Genomic DNA, 20878 nt, shown 5'->3' with positions numbered 1-20878 from the left:
GCGCGGCGGTGCGTCGGACCGGACGTGGCGCCGGGTCAGACGTAGCGCTCCAGGATGGACGATTCGGCGAGCCGGGACAGGCCCTCGCGGACCGAGCGGGCCCGGGTCTCGCCGACGCCCTCGACCGTCTGCAGATCGTCGATGCTGGCGGCGAGCAGCTTCTGCAGGCCGCCGAAGTGCTCGACCAGGCGCTCTATCACCGTGTTGGGCAGGCGCGGGATCTTCGCCAGCAGCCGGTAGCCGCGCGGCGAGACCGCCGAGTCCAGCGACTCCGGGGAGCCCGAGTAGCCGAGCGCCTTGGCGACCGTCTGAAGGTCCAGCAGCTCGGCGTGGGTGAGCGCCTCCAGGTCGGCCAGCACCTCGTTGACCGTCCGGCCCTTCTTGGCGGCCCGCTCCGGGAAGTAGTCCCGGGCGACCAGTTCGCGCTCCGGCTCCACGCCCGCGATCAGCTCGTCCAGCTGGAGCGAGAGCAGCCGGCCGTCGATGCCGAGCTCCAGCACGTAGCCGGCGATCTCGGTGGCGATCAGCCGGACCATCTCCAGCCGCTGGGCGACGGCGGTGACGTCCCGGACCGTCACCAGGTCCTCGATCTCCAGCGCGGACAGCGTGCCGGCCACCTCGTCCAGACGCAGCTTGTAGCGCTCCAGGGTGGCCAGCGCCTGGTTGGCGCGGGACAGGACGGTGGTGGAGTCCTCCAGCACCCGGCGGATGCCGTTGACGTACATCGCGATCAGGCGCATCGAGTGCGAGACCGCCACCACCGGGAAGCCGGTCTGCCGGTTGACCCGCTCCGCGGTGCGGTGGCGGGTGCCGGTCTCGTCGGTGGGGATGGTGGAGTCCGGCATCAGGTGCACACCGGCCCGGACGATCTTGGTGATGTCCTTGTCCAGCACCACCGCGCCGTCCAGCTTGCACAGCTCGCGCAGCCGGGTCGCGGTGAACTCGACGTCCAGGACGAAGCCGCCGGTGCAGATCGACTCGACCGTCTTGTCGAAACCGAGCACGATCAGGCCGCCGGTGTTGGCCCGGAGCACCCGCTCCAGGCCGTCGCGCAGCCCCGTGCCGGGTGCGATGGCACTGAGGGAGGCCCGCAGCAGGGCCTCCTCACGGGAGGCCTTGTCCGCCCCCCGGTCGCTGGCTGCCACGTGACTCCTCCGGTCGACCCCGTGCCGCGCGCCTCGCGCCGTGCGCCGGTCCGCGGTCTGTTGCTCTGTCGCTCAGTACCGCTCGGTACTGCCTTCTGGCCAATGAGACTGGGGAAAGTCTAACTGCGTGCGGCATCGACAGGGCTTGGGTCAGCGCAGTTCGTCGGAGTCGAGCGGCTCCCAGCCCTCCATCAGCTCCTCCGGGTGCGCGACGACCCGGGCCGCGCGCGGGGCCGGCGGCGCCGACGGCGCCTCAGCACGCGCCTCGGCACGCGGCTTGGCGGCGGCCCGGCGGCGGCCCGGGATGGCCCGCAGCGCCTCGCCGATGTCGGCCACCTCGACCACCTTCATGCCCGGCGGCACCTTGCCCGGATCCGGCGGGACCAGGGCGTGCGTGAAGCCCAGCCGGTGCGCCTCGGCGAGCCGCCGCTGCACCCCCGTCACCCGCCGTACCTCGCCCGCCAGGCCGACCTCGCCGATCGCCACCAGGTTGCTGGGCAGCGGGGTGTCCGAGGAGGAACTGGCCACCGCGAGCGCGATCGCGAGGTCGGCGGACGGCTCGCTCAGCTTCACCCCGCCCACCGTCGCGGTGTAGATGTCCTGCTTGCCGAGCTTCACCCCGCCGTGCCGCTCCACCACGGCCAGGATCATCGCGATCCGGGGCGACTCCAGGCCCGAGGTGGTGCGCCGCGGGGACGGGATCTGCGAATCCACCATCAGCGCCTGCACCTCCGCCACCAGCGGGCGCTTGCCCTCCAGGGTGACGGTGAGACAGGTGCCCGGGACGGGCTTGTCACGCCTGGTCAGGAAGAGGCCGGACGGATCGGCCAGGCCGACGATGCCCTCGTCGTGCAGCTCGAAGCAGCCCACCTCGTCGGTGGCGCCGTAGCGGTTCTTGATCCCGCGGATGAGTCGCAGCCGGGCGTGCCGGTCTCCCTCGAAGCTGAGCACCACGTCCACCAGGTGCTCCAGCAGGCGCGGACCGGCGATCTGGCCGTCCTTGGTGACGTGGCCGACCAGCAGCGTCGCCATGCCGCGCTCCTTGGACACCCGGATCAGCGCGCCCGCCACCTCGCGGACCTGGGCCGGACCGCCGGGGGCGCCGTCCAGCTCGGCGGAGGCGATGGTCTGCACCGAGTCCAGGATCAGCAGGCCGGGGTTGACCGCGTCGATGTGCCCGAGCACCGCGCCGAGGTCGGACTCTGCGGCGAGGTAGAGGTGCTCGGAGAGCGCGTTGATCCGGTCCGCGCGCAGCCGGACCTGACCGGCCGACTCCTCGCCGGTGACGTAGAGCGTGCGGTGCCGGTCGGTGGCGGCCTTGGCCGCGACGTCCAGCAGCAGGGTGGACTTGCCGACGCCGGGCTCGCCGGCCAGCAGGACGACCGCGCCGGGGACCAGCCCTCCCCCGAGCACCCTGTCCAGCTCCGGCACGCCCGTCGAGCGGGCCGTCGCGACCTGGCCGTCCACCTGACCGATCGGACGGGCCGGCGAGCTGACCGGGCCCGCGGCCGTCGTCCGGATCGGCACCGCGCCGTACTCCTCGACCGTGCCCCACGCGTTGCACTCCGGGCAGCGGCCGACCCACTTGGGCAACTGGTTGCCGCACTCGGTGCAGCGGTACGCCGGGCGCGGCTTGGCGGTGGTCTTGGTACGGGCAGCCATGCGGCCCACCGTAGCGCCTGGGTCCGACAACGCCCTGCTCCACCGGAGCCGGGCCCAAACCCACACAGATGGGCGATGTTGTTACCCGAAAGAAGTACATACACGGCGAACGGCCGGGGTGCGCCGCCCGCCGTCTCTACCGTCGGACGGGTGACAACGCGTACTGAAGGGCCGCCGGCCGCCGTGCCGGCGGCGTACGACCGGCAGGTGGACGGCCTGTTCACCTACTGCCTCTCGGTGCTGTGCGAGCACGACGCGGCCACCGGCGCCCTGCGCGAGGCCCGCGAGCTGGCACGGCGGCACGGTGCCCGGCTGACCGAGCCCGGGCTGGTCCGGGCCTGGCTGTTCTCGCTGGCCCGGTACTGCTGCCTGCGGCGGCTCGCGGACGGCGCCGGGCGGGACGCCACGGCGGAGCCGACCGAGGCCGAGGCGGCCCGGCGGCGGCGTGAGCTGGCCTCACTCGCCTGGCCGGAGGCGGCCGGCACCGACCCGGAGCAGCGCGAGGCGCTGGAGCTGTCCGTCCGCCACCGGCTGACCCCGCACGAGGTGGCGGCGGTGCTGGGCCTGCCGTTCGAGCGGACCCGCGCGCTGCTCGCCGCCGCCGAGGCCGAGGTGGCCCGGACCAGGGCGGCGCTGCTGGTGCTCGGGGTGGGCAGCTGCCCGGAGCTGGACCGGCTCGGCGGGGCCGGGGCGGAGTCCTGGCGGGACTGGGTGCTCGGCCCGGCGCTGCGCCGGGAGCTGGTGCAGCACGTGGTGGACTGCCCGACCTGCCGGGGGACGGCGGGGCGGGTGGCCGGCGAGGTGCGGGAGGGCGCGGCGGGGATGTCCGGGCTGCCGCTGCTGGCGGCTCCCGCCCCCGCTCCGGCGCCCTCGGGCGAGGGAGGCGAGGGAGCGGCGTACCTGGCGTCGGTGATCGGCCACCTGCCGTCGGCGGTCGGTGCGGTGCGGCGGGCGAAGGCGGTGCCGGCGGCCGAGTCGGGGCTGCGGTTCGACCAGGGCGGCTTCCCCCGGCACCGGGCGCCGGACGCGGGCCGGGCACTGGCGGTGCGTCGGCGGGTGGTGACCACCGGGGTGCTCGCGGCCGTCCTGGCGGCTCCGGTGGTCGCCCTGTGGGCGGGGCACCGGAGCAGCGGGTCGGGGACGGCGGCCGCGGTGTCCGCGGTGCGGGTGGAGGAGGCCGGGCGGACGGGCGGGCAGCAGCCGTCGAAGCCGTGGCCGACGGCGGGCGCACCGGCGGGCACGGGGATGCCGGGGATGCCGGGGGTGCCGGGGGTGCCGGGGATGGAGCTGGCGGGGGCGGGGACGGTGGGTGCCGGGGCGATCGGTGCAGAAACGTTGCCCCTCGGCTTTCCACGGCTGACCCTCCAGGGCCCGGCGGTCCCGGTACCGGCCCGCGGGGCGACCCCGATCGGCAGTCCGGCCCTGGTCGCCGCACCCGCCCCCGCCGTCGGACGGGCACCCGCGCCCGGAGGCGGCCCGGGCAGCGCCGAACCGGCCCCGGCCGGGCTGCTCACCGTCGAGGCCGCCGAGTACGGCAGCCGGACCATCCTCACCCTCACCGACTCCGGCACCACCGAGATCCACTGGCACGCCGTGACGGACGCCGCCTGGCTGCGGCTCAGCCGCGACTCCGGCACCCTCGCACCGGGCCAGCGGATCACCGTGACCGTCACCGTGGACGAGGACCTCGCGCCCGCGACGCACTGGACCGCCCGGATCGCGCTGCCACCCTCGCAGGCGGTCGTCACCCTGGAGGGCGGACCGCACAACCGGGGCGGCTCGGTCTCCTCCCCCGCCGCCCCGGGGGCGTCGGCATCGGCGTCGGCCACGGCGGACCCGCAGCCGAGCAGTTCCCCGCAGCCGTCGGGGACGGCCACGGCGGCTCCGTCCCCGTCCCCGTCGGGGTCGCCGTCGTCCGGCGCTCCCTCGCCGTCGGCGTCCTCCTCGGCGTCGGCGTCGGCGTCGGCGTCGGCGTCCGCGCACCCGTCCTCGGGTACCCCGACGGGTTCGGCGACGGGCACCGCGACCCCGGCCTCGCACTGAGCGTCCGGCGGTCGGCGTCCGTGCCCGGCGACGGCGGTCAGCTCCGGTCGATCGGCGGCACCCGGTAACTGCCGTCCAGCACGGCCGCCTTCGGCTGGTAGAGCCGGATGATCGGCCGGAACTCGCCGACCGGGGCGGGCAGCCAGTTGGCCGCCTCCACCTCGTCCTCGGGCTGCTCGTGCTGGAGCGTCAGGGTGAGCGAACCGTCCTCGCCGTACACCAGGCCCGGGGTGCGGTCGCCGATCGCGTAGCGCTCGATCGGGTTGTCCACCAGGTAGTAGTCCGGCAGCGCGTACATCGTGACGGACCAGAACGCCTCGGCGGGCGGCGGCTGGTCGAACCGCAGCGTGTAGCGGTGCGCGCCGCTGAGCGGGCGGCCGCCGGAGTCGTCGTAGGTCATCGCGAACGAGGCCTCGTAGGCGTGGTTGCCCCAGAGGCCGGCCCGGGCGGCGGCGGCCCGGCTGAGGTAGCCGGCGCGGCGGTCGGGGATGCGCCACTCGGGGTCGTCGAGGGTGCCGGGGCCCAGGTGGTCGATGTTGTAGTCGAACAGGTGGAGCGCCGAGCGCCACTCGCCGGGCGGGTGGTCCTCGGGCGGGCGGGTGGCGTCCTCGACCCGTTCGCGGCCGGCGGCCAGTCCCTTGGCCAGCGCGAGGGTCCAGTCCGCGGCGGTCGCGCGGTACGGCGAGATGCCCTCGTCGAGCAGGCCGAGCGGGGCGAAGCGCTGCTGGTACTCGACGTCCGGGGCGGCCGGCGGGAAGGCCTGCATCCAGACCCGGAGCCGCTCGAAGAAGGCCAGCCGCTCGGGCACCTCCGGGTCGGGCTCGGGCAGTCCGGCGACCAGCCCGCCGGGCTCCAGCGGCTCCAGGGTGAGGGCCTTCTGGAGGGCCTTGACCCGGGGGAGGTCGTCCGGCCCGGTGCAGGCGAAGCGACCGACGATGGTCGCCACCGTGGTCGGCGTCTCGATCACCCGGGACGGGTCGGGCGGGGTGCCGTGCCAGCCGGGAGGGACGATCAGCCAGGTCTGCTCGCCGGTGCCGGTGGCACGGCTGCCGACGTAGGCGACGTTGTCCGTCCACGCGCCGACGACCTGCAGCACGTAGTAGGCGCCCGCGGTGTCCGGGACGCGCAGCACCTGCGGGCCTTCGGAGAGGTCGAGCTGGGCGATCGAGTAGAGGGTGTCGTTGTTGACCGAGACGAAGTGGTCCTTGGGCCCGGCCAGCCGGGTGGCGTGGCTGAAGTGGTTGAACGACGCCGCCGGCAGGGTGCCCAGGCCGCCCCTGGAGAAGCGCTCGACCATGGTGAGGTCGGCGACGAGCGGGTAGCCGTAGACGTAGGCGTCGGCGGCCAGGGCCTCCAGCTCGGGGTGGTTCATCGGGGTGTCCTTCGTCCGGTCGGCGCGTTCTCTGCGGCACGGTCTCTGCGGTGCGGATCTCTGCGCCGCGGGTCAGCTCGGGTCGAGCGGCGGGAGGCGCCAGCGGCCGTCGAGGACGGACCGGTCCGGGCCGCGCAGCCGGACGACGACCGTGAACGGGCCGTCCGGGGCGGGCAGCCAGTTGGCGGAGTGCTGGGCGTCGGCGGGCCGCTTGTGCCGGAGGTGGAGGGTGAGCCCGCCGTCCGGGTCGCGGACCAGTCCGGGGGTGCGGTCGCCGATCGCGTAGCGGTCCAGGGTGTTGTCGACCAGCAGGCGGTCCGGGAGCGCGTACATGGTGGCGGACCAGAAGTACCGGGCCGGCGGCAGGGCGTCCGGGCCGAAGCGGACGACGTAGTCGCGGTCGCTGGCGTTCGGCGGCCGGTTGCCCGCGCTGTCCGCCGCCCAACCGCCGCACCAGGTCTCCTCGGCGGGCAGCCCGTAGCGGCCGAGCCTGGCGCCGAGGGCCTGGCGGAGGAAGTCCCCGCCGATCCGCTCACGGGTGCCGAAGAGTGCGGCCGGGCTGGTGGGTTCGGATTCGGCGGCGGCGCGCTCCAGCCGTGCGCGGCCGTCCGCGATGCCGCGCTCGATCTCGGCCCGAACCTCGATCGGCAGCGTGGCGGGCTCGAACTCGCCGCGCCCGTCGATGCCGAGATCGGTGAGGCGGCCGCGCAGGTCGACCTCGTCGGGCGGCAGCTCGACGGGCCCGCGGAGCGGGAAGAAGCCGAGCAGGAAGTCGAGGAAGCCGAGGAACTCGACGGTGTCCAGCACCTCCTCGCGCCAGACCGGCCAGACCGGCTCCGGCGCGGGGGCGGGCGCCGGGGTGCCGGCGTACTCGTGCAGCGGGCGCAGCCGGTACTGCTGCTGGACGGCCTTCAGTTCGGCGACGTCCGCGGGGGTGTCGCCGGTGAGGTGGGTGCGGCCGAGGATGCCGACCAGGCGGGTGGCGGTGCGGAGCACGCCCCGGACGCCGGGCGGGGGCTCGCCCCGCCAGTCGGGGCCGGCCACCAGGTAGTCGCCGGCCTCCTGGCCGGTGCTCCGGGCACCGACGAACCCGGCGTACACGGTGTCGAGTTCGTGCAGCGGGAGGACGTAGTAGCGGTCCGTGGCCGGGACGGACACCACCCACGGCTCGGCGCGCAGGTCGAGCCAGGCCCAGGAGTGCGGGGTGTCGTTGTCGGGGGCGGCGACGTCGGTGTCGGCCGGGGTGAACGGCTGCGAGCGGTGGCGGAAGACGCCGAAGCCGCCGACGTACCCCGGGTCCGCGTCGTCCAGTGCCTGCGCGTACAGGGCGCGGTAGTTCCGCAGGATCGGGTAGGCACGGATCCAGGCCTCGGCGGCGGTCGCGCGGATCGTGGCCGGGTCCACGAGTGCCGGGTTGGCCATGCTCGTCGCTCTCCCCAGTGCACGGAAGGCCGGTGGCGCGGGCGCGCACCGGAATTCTGGACATACGCATACATAGGGGATGCTATGCGGGGCGGGGCGGGTCAGCATGTCGGGTGGCCCGATGCTTCCCGGGCGCCCGCCGACGACCGCCTACCGGCTACCGGCTACCGGCTACCGGCTACCGGCTACCGACGCTGAGGCGCCGGGCGCGGAGCGGGAAGTCGGGCCGGCCGACTTCCCGCTCCCGACGAGTCCGGCCGGCCGAGTCCGGTCGGACCAGCCCGGTCAGTGGCTGCGGCGGGTGACCAGTTCGGCCAGCACCAGCAGTTCGTCGGCCGCCGACGGCTCCGGGACGGCCGTGGCCAGCTGCGCCATCGCCGCCGCCATCCGCTCGCAGGACTCGCCCTGCGCCCAGCCGCGGCCGCCCGCGCCTTCGACGGACGCCGCGCACTGCGCCAACTCCTCAGGGCTGAGCTGGCGTTCGAGGGCGTACAGCCCGGCGAGCCGGGCCCCCTCGGGGGTGCCGGAGCCCAGCGCCGCGACCACCGGCAGCGACTTCTTCCGGGCGACCAGGTCCGCGCCCACCGGCTTGCCGGTCACCGCCGGATCGCCCCAGATGCCGATCAGGTCGTCGATCAGCTGGAACGCCAGGCCGATCTCCCGGCCGAAGCCGTCCATCGCCTGTGCGGCCTCCTCCGACCCGCCGCCGTACAGGGCCCCCATCGCGCAGGCGGCGCCGAGCAGGGCGCCGGTCTTGGCCTCCGCCATCGCCAGGCACTCGGCGAGCGAGACGTCGCTGCGCTGCTCGAAGGCGCAGTCGATCTGCTGGCCCTCGCACAGCTCGACCACGCAGTCGGTGAGTCGGCGGACCGAACCACGGGCGGCCGGGTGGGCGTCCTCGGCGAGCAGACGCAGTGCCAGCGAGTGCATGGCGTCCCCGGCCAGGATGGCCTCGGTGGTGCCGAACACCCGCCAGGCGGTGGGCCGGTGGCGGCGCGTCTCGTCCCGGTCGATGACGTCGTCGTGGAGCAGCGTGAAGTTGTGCACCAGCTCGACGGCGGCGGCCGCGGCGGTGGCCTCGGCGGTCGTGCCGCCGAGCGCCTGGGTGGCGGCGAGGACCATGGCGGGCCGGATCGCCTTGCCGGAGGGGGCCTCGACGGGCGAGCCGTCCGCCTCCCACCAGCCGAAGTGGTAGCCGGCGACCTTGCGCATCGCGCCGGGCAGTGAGTCGACGGCGGCCCGCAGGACCGGGTCGACCAGGTTGCGGGCCCGGGCGAGGACGTCCGCCGCCTCGTTCCCCTCTTTGTGGTCCCGCTCCAGTGTGGAGCTCGTCATGGGTTTCTCCCCCTGTCGGCCTGCGGTGAGGCGGCCTGGTGTGAGGGGCCGGTCGTGGGTCGGCCGACCCGGTCGGTTGGCAGGGTCGGTCGACGGCCGGCCCGCTTTCCGGACGTGCCGCGGCGCACCGCCCGGCCGGGGTGTGGGTGCCCCGGCCGGGCGGCGTGGAATTCCGACCGGCTCCGGTCGGTCGGTGCCCGGCCCCGGGCCTGGGCGCGCGCCCGGATATCGCGCGCCCGGCCGGAATGACGGAGCCGCGCCCCGGGCAGCGCCTAGCGCTGCGCGACGTCCACGTTCTCCAGGACGCCGACCGCGTCCGGGACGAGAATCGCGGCGGAGTAATAGGCGCTGACCAGGTAGGAAATGACGGCCTTGTCGTCGATTCCCATGAACCGCACCGAAAGGCTCGGCTGGTACTCGTCCGGAATTCCGGTCTGGTGCAGGCCGACGACGCCCTGGTTGTCCTCGCCGACGCGCAGCGCCATGATCGAGCTGGTGTGCCCGCCGACGATCGGGATCTTGTTGCACGGGAAGACCGGCACCCCGCGCCAGGCCGTGACGTGCTTGCCCTCGACCTCGACCGTGCCCGGGACGAGGCTGCGCTTGTTGCACTCTCGGCCGAAGGCGGCGATGGCCTTGGGGTGGGCGAGGAACATCTTGGTGCCGCGGCGGCGACTGAGCAGCTCGTCCATGTCGTCCGGGGTGGGCGGGCCGGAGTGGGTCTGGATCCGCTGGTCGTACGCGGCGTTCTCCAGCAGGCCGAACTCGGGGTTGTTGACGAGCTCGTGCTCCTGGCGCTCGCGCAGCGCCTCGATGGTCAGCCGGAGCTGGTGCTCGGTCTGGTTCATCGGCTGGTTGTAGAGGTCGGCGACGCGGGAGTGCACCTTGAGGATGGTCTGCGCGACGCTCAGCTCGTACTCGCGGGGCTTGAGCTCGTAGTCCACGAAGGCGCCGGGCAGCTCGTACTCGCCCCGGTGGCCGGCGGAGACGTCGATCGCGGCCTCGCCGTGCTTGTTCTGCGCCTGCTGGAAGCCGTTCAGGTACTCGATGACCTGCAGTTGCAGGGCCTCGGAGCGGTCGTGGAGCTCCTGGAAGGCGGGCCAGGAGAGCGCCATCACGGTGCCGGAGGTGGCGGCCCGGACGGTGTACGGCCAGGTGCCCTCCTCCTGCTGGAGGGCCTCGTCGCCGAGGTGGTCGCCGTCGGCGAGGGTGCCGACCACCGTCTCCTCGCCGTACTTGCCGGTGCCGAGCCGTTCGAGCTTGCCGTGCGCGATGAGGAAGACCTCGTTGATCGCCGAACCGGCGGAGACCAGTACGTCGCCGGCGGCGAACTCCCGCTGGACGAAGCGCCCGGCCAGCTCCGTCAGGACGGCCTCGTCCTGGAAGCCGTGCAGCACCGGCACCTCGGCCAGCGTCGGCGGGACGATCCGCACCTCGGAGCCGGTCTTGACGAAGCTCACCCGACCGCGGCCGACCGAGTAGCGCAGGCGGCGGTTGACCCGGTAGGTACCGCCGGACACCTGCACCCAGGGCAGCTTCCTGAGCAGCCAGCGCGGGCTGATGCCCTGCATCTGCGGCGCGGACTTGGTGGTCGTGGCGAGGTTCCGCGCACCCGCCGTGCTCAGACTCTGCTGCTGCCGGATCTCCGGTTGCGCGCTGGGCGCGGGAACACCGGCATTGGTTTCGGTCGACATAAGGGGAGCCCTTCGCATGCCCGATGAAGTGTCGCCTTGCACATTCATGTTGCAGCTTCATGGTGGGCCCATTCGGGTGCATGCCGCAATCACTCGTTCGAGTGGTTCGGGATAACCGAACAAATAGTACGACTGGATCACCCGATCGATATCTGTTCGACTGATTATTCGAACTTATCGGGAATACCGCCTCCCATCTTCCCCCATCGGCACCCCCTCCGTCGCCACCCCTTGACGCCCGCACACCCGGCGCCCCTCCCGTCCGGGCCCGGGGAGCCGGCCGCTAAGGTGCCACCTCACAGGGCCGCCAGGCCAGTTGACGAGCACGGCCGACCGCGAGCCCTGACCATTCGTCATCTCATGCCCTGGGAGGCAGTCTTGACAGCCCCCGTCCGCGTCTGGCTCAACCGCACCTACGCCGAGAACGTCTTCTTCATCGAACAACTCCGCACCGCGCCAAGCCCGGTGACGGTCCATGCGACCCACGCCGACCCCGACTCCCCGGTGCTCGCCGCCGCCGACCACGGCACCCTGGAACCCGCCGACCTGCCCGCCGACGCCTACGTCGGCTACGCGCTCGACTACTGCGCCCGACACTCCATAACCGTCTTCCTCCCGCAGCTGCACCAACTCGCCATCGCCCTCGCCCGGCCGGAGTTCGAGGCGATCGGCACCACCCTGCTCTGCCCGCCGGCCACCGCCGTCGCCACCTACACCAGCAAGGCCGACGGCTACCGGGCGATCGCCGCCGCCGGACTGCCCACCCCGCCCTGGTGGCGGGTGCGCACCGCCGACGAACTGCTCGACGCCGTCGACCGGATCGAGGCCGCCGGGCACACCGCCTGCCTCAAACCCACCACCGGCGCGGGCGGCGCGGGCTTCCGGGTGCTCACCCGGGAGCCGTACGGGCCGCGGCGGCTTCACGGCTGGGACCACCGGGTCCAGGTCGAGCAGGTGGCCGCCGCCCTGTCCGCCCGACCGGACGCGGGGAGCGAGGGGGACGAGCCCGTCGACCTGCTGGTGATGCCCTACCTGGACGGGCCGGAGGTCTCGATGGACTGCCTCGCCGACCGGGACGGCCACCCGCTCACCGTGGTCGGCCGCACCAAGGCGGGCCGCCGGCGCGGCTTCACCACCGATCCGCGGTACCTGGAGCCGGTCCGGCGCCTGGTCGGGGCCGGCCGGATGGCGTACCTGTCCAACATCCAGTTCCGCGAACTGGCCGGGCGACCGGTGGTGATCGACGTCAACACCCGGCCCGCCGCCGGGCTCCACCAGTTGCGGCTGTGCGGCCTCAACCTGCCCTGGGACGCCGTCCGGCTGGCACTCGGCGAACGGCCGGAGCCCACCGGGGTGGATCCGGCCGTGCACGGCGTCGAGTACACGCTGGTCTCCGGCATCCAGCCGGTGCGGCCGCGCCGGGCGCCCGCCCCGGTCTCCCTCGTCCGGCAGCGGTAGCCCGGACGCGACGGCGGGCGGCTCGTGCGGGGAACACGGCTCCGCCGCGTGGTAACCCCGGTGCTACAGCGGGCCGTTCCAGTCGAGCGTCGGCTCCAGCACACCCTCCAGGGTGAGCAGCCAGCGCTTCACGTCGATCCCCACCCGGCCGCCGCCGAAGCCGCCGATCCCGTCCGCCGCCACCACCCGGTGGCAGGGCACCAGCAGGGCGACGGGATTGGCGGCCATCATCTGGCCGACCGTCCGCGCCGCCAGGCCGGGCTCGGCCACGTCCTCGAACACCCCGCTGAGGGCCGCCAGTTCGCCGTAGGTGATGGTCCGGCCGTACGGCACCTCCTGCCAGAGCGTGCGCAGCACGGTGCGGTGCGGGCCGGAGCTCAGGCTCCAGTCGATCGGCAGGCCCAACTCACGGCTGCGGCCCGCCAGATAGGCGCCGATCCGGTCCCGGACGGCGGCGGTCTTCGACGCGTCGGTGCACGGCGGCAGTTCGCCGTCCCGCCCGCCGTACCCGGCCGCCGCCACGCCCAGCGGCGTCACGGCGATGTGCATCGGGCCGCTCGGCAGCGGCGTCTCCACGGTCAGCCAGGACATCGACCAGGACTGCGGCACGCTCGGGCCCCCACCCTCCGCCGGACCGGCCGCCGGCCACTCCGGCGCCCGCGGGGCGCGCGACGTCCGCCCGCCCCGCACGCCATCGTACGGCGGGCGGGGCGGCGCGCCTTCGGCGTCGGCAGGCACCGGGGCCGCCGGTTGCGGCGGGCGCCAGGGCCGTCAGCGCCGCCCCTTCAGCTCGGCCGCGAGCGCCCGGGACCAGTGCGACAGCTCGGCGCGGTCCGGCGCCCGGCCCTCGCACAGCAGGGCGAGCTGCGCGTCGTTGATCCGGTTCGGCCCCGGGATCTCCAGCAGGTACGCCAACTCCGCCAGTACGGTGGCGAGCCGCTCGGCGTCCGTACGGTCCAGGGTGGCCGCGGACTCGTGGTGGCTGATGGTGAGCGAACCGGGCATGGTCAAACCTCCTCCGTCCACCCCCGCTCCCTCCACCGTACGACCGGTCCGGCCGCGGCGCCCGCCGCGGGCGGCGGGGGTGCGGCGGCCGGACCTGGTCGCGCTCCGGAGCCGGCCGGGCGCGGTGCGCGGTGGGCCGCACCGGGGGCCGGGGGTGCGCCCCGGAGCCGTTCGGGGGCGGGTGGGTCGGCGGATCCTGGAAGGTCGGACCAGCGCGGGCCGGACCAGCGCAGGCCGGACCAGCGCGGGTCAGGGCGCTCCCTCCCGGTCGCCGTGCCGCCCGCCCTCGCCGGACCGGCTCCCCTCCCACCGGCGGTTCCGAACCGCCGGCACCGCCAACACCACCGTACCGGCCGCGAGTTGCCAGACCGCACCGAGCAGCAGCACTTTGTCCACGCCGATCCGGTCCGCCACCGGTCCGGCCCCCGCCAGCCCGAGCGGCCCCAGCACGAACGCGCCGAGCGCCCCGAAGGAGTTGACCCGGCCGAGCACCTCCGGCGGCACCCAGCTCTGCATCGTCGTACTGAGCAGCGTCCCGCTGACCGCCGAGCCGACCCCCGCCACCAGCGCGCCGGCCGCCACCCACGGCAGCGGCGCACCGGCCGCGAGCACGGCGGAGGGCAGCGCCCAGGCCAGCGCGGCCACGGTGGCCACCGCGAGCGGCCGTTCGGGCCGGCGCCCGAGCATCACCAGCCCGCCCAGCACCGCGCCGACGCCGTACACCCCCATGACCAGACCCCAGGCCCAGGCACCGCCGAGGTCCCGCTGCGCGGTGAGCGGGCCGAGCACCAGGAACGGCGCCCAGACCAGCAGGTTGAACAGGCCCATCTGGACGGTGGTGATCCAGAACCACGGCCGGGAGGCGAACTCCGACCAGCCGGACCGCAGTTCGGCGAGCATCGACTGCCCACCACCGGCCGCGTTCGCCGCCCGGTCGGGCAGCCGGAGCCTCGCCAGGGCGAACGCGCCGACACCGTACGTCACCGCGTCGACCAGCAGGACCACCGCCGGGCCCTGCGCCGCCGTCACCAGACCGGCCGTCGCGGGCCCGGCCACCGTGGCCACCGAACGGGCCAGCCCCAGCAGGGTGTTCGCGTCGGCCAGGAGCTCCTTCCGGCGCACCAGGCCGGGCACGATCGCCCCGAGGGCCGGCAGGAACAGCCCCTCCCCGATCCCCCACACCGCCACCAGCGCGACCATCACCCAGACCGGCGCCCGCCCGGCCGTCAGCAGCGCGGCGAACACCGCCTGGACGAGCCCGCGCAGGACGTCCGAGCCCAGCATCACCCGGCGGCTGCCGAACCGGTCCGCGATCACCCCGCCGGCCAGCAGCACCAGCACCACCGGCAGGATCCGGGCCGCCATCACCCACCCCAGGTCGGTTCCGCTGCCGCCGCCGTCGAGCACCGCGAAGGCCACCGCCACCGGTGCCATCGAAGAGCCGAGGAGGGAGGTCGAGTAGCCGACGAAGAACCACGCGAAATCGCGCTCGCCCAGCACGGCGAGCCGGTCTCCCAGCCGCCGACGGCGGGCCGGGATCCGCTCCACATCCACTGCCATGGGCGGCAGTCTGCCTCCGGACGGAAACGGCGTTCAAGGGCTTCCAGGAAAAAGTTGAGTCTTTTGGCCTCAATATTTCACGCTCTGTCGACTACCGCAGTAAACGGCCTCAGAAATGGCCGTTCACCTGCGATTTACTGCGCTTGGACGATAGCCTTCAGGAGTCCGGCGCGAGTTGATTTACTGCGGAAGAGGCCCGCCATGGCAGAACTCCCCCCGGTCGAGTACGCCGTCGCCGTCGAGCGCTACCTGGCTGCCTCCGGGCTCGCCGAAGGCTCCCGGCGGATCTACCGGATCGCCCTGAACACCTGGGCCTGGGCCCTCGCCGACCGCCCCGCCCCCACCGGCCCCGAACGGCGGCGCGCCCGGCCGCCCGTCCTCCCGCTCGCCCTGCTCGACCACCCGGACGCCGCCCGCCGCCTGCGCACCGCCGCCGACCGCCGCCGCGCCGACACCGACCCGCGCACGCTCAACCGCGAACTCTCCACCCTGCGCGCCGCCGTGGCCTGGTGGCGGGCCCAGCGCTGGCTCGACGACGACCCCACCACCGACCTGCACCCCGGCCCGCGGCCCGAACCGACCGCCACTGCGCTGACACCCGACGACCTGCGCGCCCTCTTCACCCTCCGCGCGCCCCTGCGCGAACAGTCGCTCTGGCACCTGCTCCACGAATCCGGCGCCACCATCGACACCGTCCTCGCCCTCGACACCGACCACCTCGACCTGCCCCGACACCGCACCCTCCACCGGCCCGGCCGCACCCCCGTCCACTGGCGGAGCGGCACCGCCCGGCTGCTCCCCCTCCTCGTCGCCGGCCGCACCACCGGCCCGCTCTTCCTCACCGCCCGCCGCGCCCCCGCCGGCACCCCCGCCCCCGACCGCTGCCCCCACACCGGCCGCGCCCGCCTCTCCTACCGCCGCGCCGCCGAACTCCTCACCGCCCACACCACCCACCTGACCCCCGGCGCCCACGGTTGGACCCTGCGTCAACTACGACCCGGTGCAACCCCGCCACTGGATTCCGACGGCCGGGCACGACACCCTGGCACCCCCGATCGAAGGGACCCCGAGTGATCCCCGACAACGAGACCCGGCGGCGCCGGGAGGCCGTCAGCCGACTCGCCACGGAACAGGCGGTGCTGATCGAGACCGCGGAGAGCTCCGGCACCGGCTTCCTGGTCGCCCCCGACACCGTGCTGACCTGCGCCCACGTCGTCCGCTCCGACCCGCACCCGGCGGTGACGGTGGACGGGCGCACGCTCCGGGCCGAAGTGATCGCCCGAGAACCGCGGCAGGACCCGGACGGCGGCATCTACGCCTACCCGGACCTCGCGGTGCTCCGCCTCCCCGAACCGCTGGACACCGCCGGCGTCTGGCTCGCCGACCAGGTGCCCCCCGGCGGCTCGGACGTGATCGTCCACGGATTCAGCGACGCGACCCTGGACGCCGGCACCCACCGGGACACCCTGCACCTCTCCGTCGTCGGCCGGTCCGGCGAAGCGGGCCACTTCGTCCGGCTCAAGAGCGACCAGGTCGTCCAGGGGTTCAGCGGCAGCCTCGTGCTCGACCCCGCCACCGGGCGGGTGTGCGGAGTGCTCAAGACCTCCCGCGACGAGACGGCCGTCCTGGGCGGCTGGATGGTCCCCGTCGACGCGGTGCGGACCTGCTTCCCCGAACTGGCCCGGCGCAACGGACTCGGCCACCGGCCCGGCACGGCCTGGTACGACCTGGCGATGGACCGGGCCGGGCGCCAGATCCGGCTCTTCGGGGCGTACGGGCACCACCGCCCCCGCCAGACACCCCGGCCGACCCCCGCCCAGTTGCTGACACAGGGCGCGATGCCCTTCGTCGACCGCCCCGAACTCGCCGAACTGCGGGCCTGGTGCGCCGACGGGACCCCGCTGCTGCTGCGCCTGCTCCACGCGCCGGGCGGCTCCGGCAAGACCCGGATCGCCGCCGAACTGTGCCGGTTGATGGCCGAGGACGGCTGGCTCGCGGGCTTCGTGCAGCGCAGCAGCCTCGCGGGAGCGGGGTGGCTGGACGAGCTGACCACCGCCCTCGACGACGGCCTGGCGGTCCTCGCCGTCTTCGACTACGCCCAGGCCCGGCTGGAGGACATCCGCACCCTGGTGGACCACGTCTCGCGGTTCGGACCCGAGCAGCCCCGACTGCGCCTGCTGCTGCTCGCCCGCACGGCCGAGCCCTTCTGGCGGGCGCTGCAGAGCGGCGTCGACGACTGGGCACTGGCCGACGCCAGCGTCGTGGAACTCCCCAGGACGATCCCCGCCATCCCCTCCGCCGCCTCCATCCCCTCCGCCGCCTCCGCTGCCTCCGCTGCCTCCGCCGGGGACGCCTCGCCCGCCGCGCTGGTCGTCTCGGCCTTCGAGGTCTTCGCCCGACGACTCGGCCACGACCGCCTGCCCGTACCGAGGAGCCTTCCGTCGCGCGCCGGGCGGGAGGACTCGCTGCTCGGCGTGCTGGCACTCGCGCTGGACGCCGTCCTCACCCTCGCCCGGGGAAGCAGCTGGTCCGGGAACGGCGATCCACTGGAACGGCTCTGCGACCACGAGGTCCGGGTCTGGCACGCGCAGCTCACGGCGTGGCTGCCCGCGGAGCCGGCCCTGGCCGGCGAGGCCGGCCGGCTCCTGGCGGAAGGGCTCCTCCTCGTCCCGGTCCTCGCCCCCGGGCGGCGCTCGGACCAGCTGATCGCCCTGCTGGAACGGGTCCGGGCCGAGGCGTTCCCCCACCATCCGCCCCTCAACATGAACGTCGTCAACGCCCTCCTGCGCATGCTCTACCCGGCCGAGGACGGCCTGGTCGCCCCCGTCGGCCCGAGCCGGATCGGCGAGATCCTGGTCCGACGGGTGCTGAGTACGCCGGAGAGCTCGGGACGCTCCGAGGAGTACCTGCTCGCCCTGCTGGACCCGCCGGACCCCGCCTCGCCGCAGCAGCGGATCGCGGCGGCCACCGAGACCGTGGAGATCCTCGCCCGCGCCCGCGGCTGCACCGGGGTGGGGCGGGTCGTGGACCACCCCGCCCACCCGGCCCTGGACGCCGCACTGGCCCGGAGCATCGCCGAGCGGCCCGACGCGCTCCTGCCGGCCCTGGCCGCCAACGGCGCCGTACTGCCGCACGCCGAACCGCTGGCGGCCCTCATGCTGCCCGCCGTACGGGCGTGCGAACCGGACGTCCTCGCCGCCGTCGAGAGCCGGCTGCCCGGCTACCCCTCCAGCATGTCGCCGGTGGCGGCGCTGGTCCTGAAACGCCTGCTGGACCGGCCGGACCCCGAGTTCGGCGAGGAGGACCAGCTGCGCAGGCTGCGCCGCCTCATCAGCTACAGCCTCCGGCTCGACGAGACCGCCCCGGACGGACCGGGCAACGGACTGGGCAACGGACTGGACCCCAGCGGACTCGGCGCGGACGGACTGGCCCCGGGCGGGCCGGCCTCGGACGGCGTCCGCCCCGGCGACGGCGACTCCGCGCTGACCGCCGCCCAGCAGGCCGTCCGCCTCAGCCGGGACCTCGTCCGGCAGACCGGACGCCATCTCCCCGAGTACGCGAGGGCGCTCCACAACGTGAGCCTCCTGCTGCACCGCGCCCACCGGACCGAACCGGCGCTCGAACACGCCAGGTCGTCCGTCGCCCGCTACGAGGAACTCCTCGCCGGGGCGGACGGGGACGACACCCTGCGCCAGACGTACCTCCTGGACACCGCGACGGCGCTGAGCACCCTGGCCCTGGTGCGGATGGAGGACGGCCAGGTGAGCGCGGCCCTCGACGCGGCCGCGCACGGCGTCGAGCTGTGCGAGGAGGCCGAACCGGGAGCCCGGCAGGACGCCACCCTGCTGACCTGCCTCCAACTCCTCGCCCGGTGCGGGCAGCTGGCCGGCCGGCCCGTCGAGGCGGTGACGGCCGGCTACCGGGCGCTCGAACTGCTGCGCGAGCTCGCCGACCAGCAGCCCGGCCGCTACCTGGCCAGGCTCCCGGAGGCGTTGCACCGGCACGCGATCGGCCTCGTCCGGGCCGGCCGGGACGACGATGCGTACCGCGCGCTGCGGGAGGCCGCACAGCTGCGCGCCGCCCTTCCGCCCGGCGACCGGCAACGGCTCGCCGCGCAACGGTCCTCGCTGCAGATGCTGGTCCAACTCTCATCGGAGATAACCGAGTTCACCGACGAGCGCGCACACTGGGTGGAGCAGCTGGCGACCATGGGCAATCATGGCAGGTGAGGCCGCCGCCACCTGCGGCCCTACGACGGCAGGTAGGAGCATGATGCCCACGGACTCTCAGGACCTCGCCGCGCCCGCCCCGATCCGACGCCGCCAGGCCGTCGAGGTCTTCGGGAACCGCTTCGGCCGGCTCTACAACGACGAGGTCGTCGCCCCGGGCGGCACGGCCGGCAACTACCTCCGGTGGCAGTGGTCGCAGACCGGCGTCGTCGTGGTGGCGACCGGCCCCGACGGCATCGCGCTGGTGCCCTCCTACCGCTACCCGGTCGGCGCCGCCTCGCTGGAGTTCCCGCGCGGCGGCTGCGAGCCCGGCGAACCCCCGGAGGTGGCCGCCGCGCGCGAGCTCAGGGAGGAGACCGGCCTCATCGCCTCCACCGTGGAGAGCCTCGGCCTGATCCACGCGGACACCGGCCTGATCGAGAACGGCATCCACGTCTGCCGCGCCACCGTGCTCCCCGGAGGCACCGCCACCGCCCGTCCGGAGGCCATGGAATCGGTGACCGACCCGGTCTGGGTCTCCCCCGACCTGATGGCGCGCTGGCTGCGGCAGGGCCGGATCACCTGCGGCGTCACCCTGGCCGCCTTCGCCCTCCTCCAGGCCCACCCCGACCCGCAGACCGGGGCCGTCAGAGGGTGACCACCCGCTCGAAGGGGTCGAGCTCGCGCAACGGCCGCGGCCGCGCCCGGTGCTGCGGGTCCGGGCCCGCCACGCCCGGGCCGTTCACCACGTGGAGCGACAGGTCGCGAACGCCGTCGCTCGCCGGGGAGACCACCTCCAGGCCGGCCCCCAGCCGACCGGCGACCGGATCCTCGTCCAACCCGAAGCGCATCAGCCGGACCTCACCCCGCAAGTGCTCCCACGCCAGGCCCCCGACGCGGCGGAAGGTGCGCTCGAACGCCTCCAGCGTCCACGCGCTGAACTCGTCGACCGCCGAACGCAACACCGCCGTGTCCGGCTGGATCCCCCGGCGCAGCCGCCCCAACTCCGCGACCAGGGCAACCCGGGAGGGCTGCTCGATCGCCTCGAACACCACCTCCACCGGGAGTTGGGACAGCAACAGGTTGTCGAGCACCACCGCCGAGAACCCCGCGCACTCGACGAGCCGCCGGCTCCGGAAGACCGGGATCGTGCCCTCGCCGTCACGCGGGCCGGCCATACCGACGCCCAGGGCCTGCGGCAGCGCCCGCCGGTAGGACTCGCCGGCCCAGTCGTCCACCGACTGGAGCACGAGGACGAGTTCGGCGCTACCCCCGGGGCGCGCGCTCCGGTAGCCGGCCAGCCAGTCCCGGAGCTGCTTGTAGAGCAGCGGATCCTGCTCGGCGACCCAGGCGCGCGCGGCTTCGAGAGCCTCCCGCGCGCTCCCGGCGAAGTCCCGCTCGGCGGCCTCGATCCGCGTCAGGACACCGGACTTGAACGCGGCGGCGACGGCCGCCCCGTCGTACGGCACCGTGTGCGCGGACGACACCCCGGTCAGCCGCTCCACGTAGGGGACGTCGGGCGCGTTCTCCACGCCCTCGGCCCGGTGACCGTCGCTGATCCCGCGCAGGGTCCCGCCCGCCCGCAGCGCGACCCGCAGCCGGCCGGCCTCCAGGAGAGCGCCGAAGTCCGAGAGCGCCGCCGCCCCCGGGGACCAGCGGACCTTCCGCGCCTCCTCGGCGTCGACGAGCGCCCGGAAGTACCTGTTGTTGAGGCCCTGCGAGTCGCCGATCAGCAGGGTGTCGGCGAAGAGGACGTGCAGCAGGACCCGCGACCGCAGGTCCGAGGCCCGGTCGATCGGCGCCGCCGCGTGCGGCTCCACATCGGAGAGGTAGATGCGTTCGGTGCCCGCCGCCCGCTGTCCCATATCCATGGCCTGCCACCCTTCGGCGCCCGATACAGTTCCCCTCGCGAAGAAGAAGGATAGGCCCACGGCCCGGACCGGTCACCGGTTTTGGCAATTCGACCCCGGCCAC

Annotated in this window: 15 protein-coding genes; 5 read left to right on the top strand and 10 right to left on the bottom strand. The window is 74.5% G+C overall.

The window, feature by feature from the left end:
- Positions 1-35: 35 nt before the first annotated feature.
- Positions 36-1094, bottom strand: coding sequence for a DNA integrity scanning diadenylate cyclase DisA (gene disA / locus ABT015_RS10855; protein ID WP_350878493.1), 1059 nt, complete (start codon positions 1092-1094; stop codon positions 36-38).
- Positions 1095-1295: 201 nt separating this feature from the next.
- Positions 1296-2807, bottom strand: coding sequence for a DNA repair protein RadA (gene radA, locus ABT015_RS10850; protein WP_350878393.1), 1512 nt, complete (start codon positions 2805-2807; stop codon positions 1296-1298).
- A gap of 150 nt (positions 2808-2957) precedes the next feature.
- Between radA and ABT015_RS10845 the strand changes: the two genes are divergently transcribed.
- Positions 2958-4850: a BACON domain-containing protein gene (locus ABT015_RS10845; protein ID WP_350878392.1), complete on the top strand. Its 1893-nt coding sequence runs from the start codon at positions 2958-2960 to the stop codon at positions 4848-4850.
- 37 nt (positions 4851-4887) lie between these two features.
- Here ABT015_RS10845 and ABT015_RS10840 read toward each other — a convergent pair whose 3' ends face one another.
- From ABT015_RS10840 to ABT015_RS10825, 4 genes are all read right to left on the bottom strand, one after another.
- Complete coding sequence (locus tag ABT015_RS10840) at positions 4888-6222, bottom strand: DUF1254 domain-containing protein (protein WP_350878391.1); 1335 nt, start codon at positions 6220-6222, stop codon at positions 4888-4890.
- A 72-nt stretch (positions 6223-6294) separates the two neighbouring features.
- Positions 6295-7644 (bottom strand): DUF1254 domain-containing protein, encoded by a 1350-nt coding sequence (locus ABT015_RS10835; RefSeq protein ID WP_350878390.1) that lies wholly within the window; start codon positions 7642-7644, stop codon positions 6295-6297.
- A gap of 285 nt (positions 7645-7929) precedes the next feature.
- Positions 7930-8979: a family 2 encapsulin nanocompartment cargo protein polyprenyl transferase gene (locus tag ABT015_RS10830; RefSeq protein WP_350878389.1), complete on the bottom strand. Its 1050-nt coding sequence runs from the start codon at positions 8977-8979 to the stop codon at positions 7930-7932.
- Positions 8980-9251: 272 nt separating this feature from the next.
- A complete protein-coding gene (locus tag ABT015_RS10825) occupies positions 9252-10673 on the bottom strand; it encodes a family 2B encapsulin nanocompartment shell protein (RefSeq protein WP_350878388.1) in 1422 nt (473 codons plus the stop codon).
- A gap of 378 nt (positions 10674-11051) precedes the next feature.
- On the opposite strand from ABT015_RS10825, the gene ABT015_RS10820 reads away from it, so the two are divergent.
- Positions 11052-12131, top strand: a complete 1080-nt coding sequence (locus tag ABT015_RS10820; RefSeq protein ID WP_350878387.1) for an ATP-grasp domain-containing protein — start codon at positions 11052-11054, stop codon at positions 12129-12131.
- A 63-nt stretch (positions 12132-12194) separates the two neighbouring features.
- On the opposite strand, the gene ABT015_RS10815 is transcribed toward ABT015_RS10820, so the two are convergent.
- From ABT015_RS10815 to ABT015_RS10805, 3 genes are all read right to left on the bottom strand, one after another.
- Positions 12195-12740 carry a methylated-DNA--[protein]-cysteine S-methyltransferase gene (locus tag ABT015_RS10815; protein ID WP_350878386.1) on the bottom strand — a complete coding sequence of 182 codons (546 nt, stop codon included), beginning with the start codon at positions 12738-12740 and terminating at the stop codon, positions 12195-12197.
- Positions 12741-12902: 162 nt separating this feature from the next.
- On the bottom strand, positions 12903-13136 hold the full coding sequence (locus ABT015_RS10810) for a hypothetical protein (RefSeq protein WP_350878384.1): 234 nt from the start codon (positions 13134-13136) through the stop codon (positions 12903-12905).
- A 249-nt stretch (positions 13137-13385) separates the two neighbouring features.
- The gene (locus ABT015_RS10805) at positions 13386-14696 is read right to left on the bottom strand and encodes an MFS transporter (RefSeq protein ID WP_350878383.1); all 1311 of its coding nucleotides are present in this window, start codon (positions 14694-14696) and stop codon (positions 13386-13388) included.
- Positions 14697-14897: 201 nt separating this feature from the next.
- On the opposite strand from ABT015_RS10805, the gene ABT015_RS10800 reads away from it, so the two are divergent.
- Genes ABT015_RS10800 through ABT015_RS10790 form a run of 3 tightly spaced genes read left to right on the top strand, consistent with a single transcriptional unit; the run spans position 14898 to position 19562 of the window.
- Positions 14898-15770: a site-specific integrase gene (locus ABT015_RS10800; RefSeq protein ID WP_350878382.1), complete on the top strand. Its 873-nt coding sequence runs from the start codon at positions 14898-14900 to the stop codon at positions 15768-15770.
- On the top strand, positions 15767-18925 hold the full coding sequence (locus ABT015_RS10795; RefSeq protein ID WP_350878381.1) for a trypsin-like peptidase domain-containing protein: 3159 nt from the start codon (positions 15767-15769) through the stop codon (positions 18923-18925). The genes ABT015_RS10800 and ABT015_RS10795 overlap by 4 nt, the downstream gene beginning before the upstream one ends.
- Before the next feature lie 43 nt (positions 18926-18968).
- Complete coding sequence (locus ABT015_RS10790; RefSeq protein ID WP_350878380.1) at positions 18969-19562, top strand: NUDIX hydrolase; 594 nt, start codon at positions 18969-18971, stop codon at positions 19560-19562.
- On the opposite strand, the gene ABT015_RS10785 is transcribed toward ABT015_RS10790, so the two are convergent.
- Entirely contained in the window at positions 19552-20775 is a 1224-nt protein-coding gene (locus tag ABT015_RS10785; RefSeq protein ID WP_350878379.1) for a hypothetical protein, read from the bottom strand. The two genes, ABT015_RS10790 and ABT015_RS10785, sit on opposite strands and share 11 nt — an antisense overlap.
- Positions 20776-20878 lie beyond the last annotated feature (103 nt).

Origin of the sequence: Kitasatospora sp. NPDC094016 (assembly GCF_040304045.1) — a bacterium.
GTDB lineage: Bacteria > Actinomycetota > Actinomycetes > Streptomycetales > Streptomycetaceae > Kitasatospora.
This window is presented reverse-complemented; position numbering and strand designations above follow the sequence as displayed.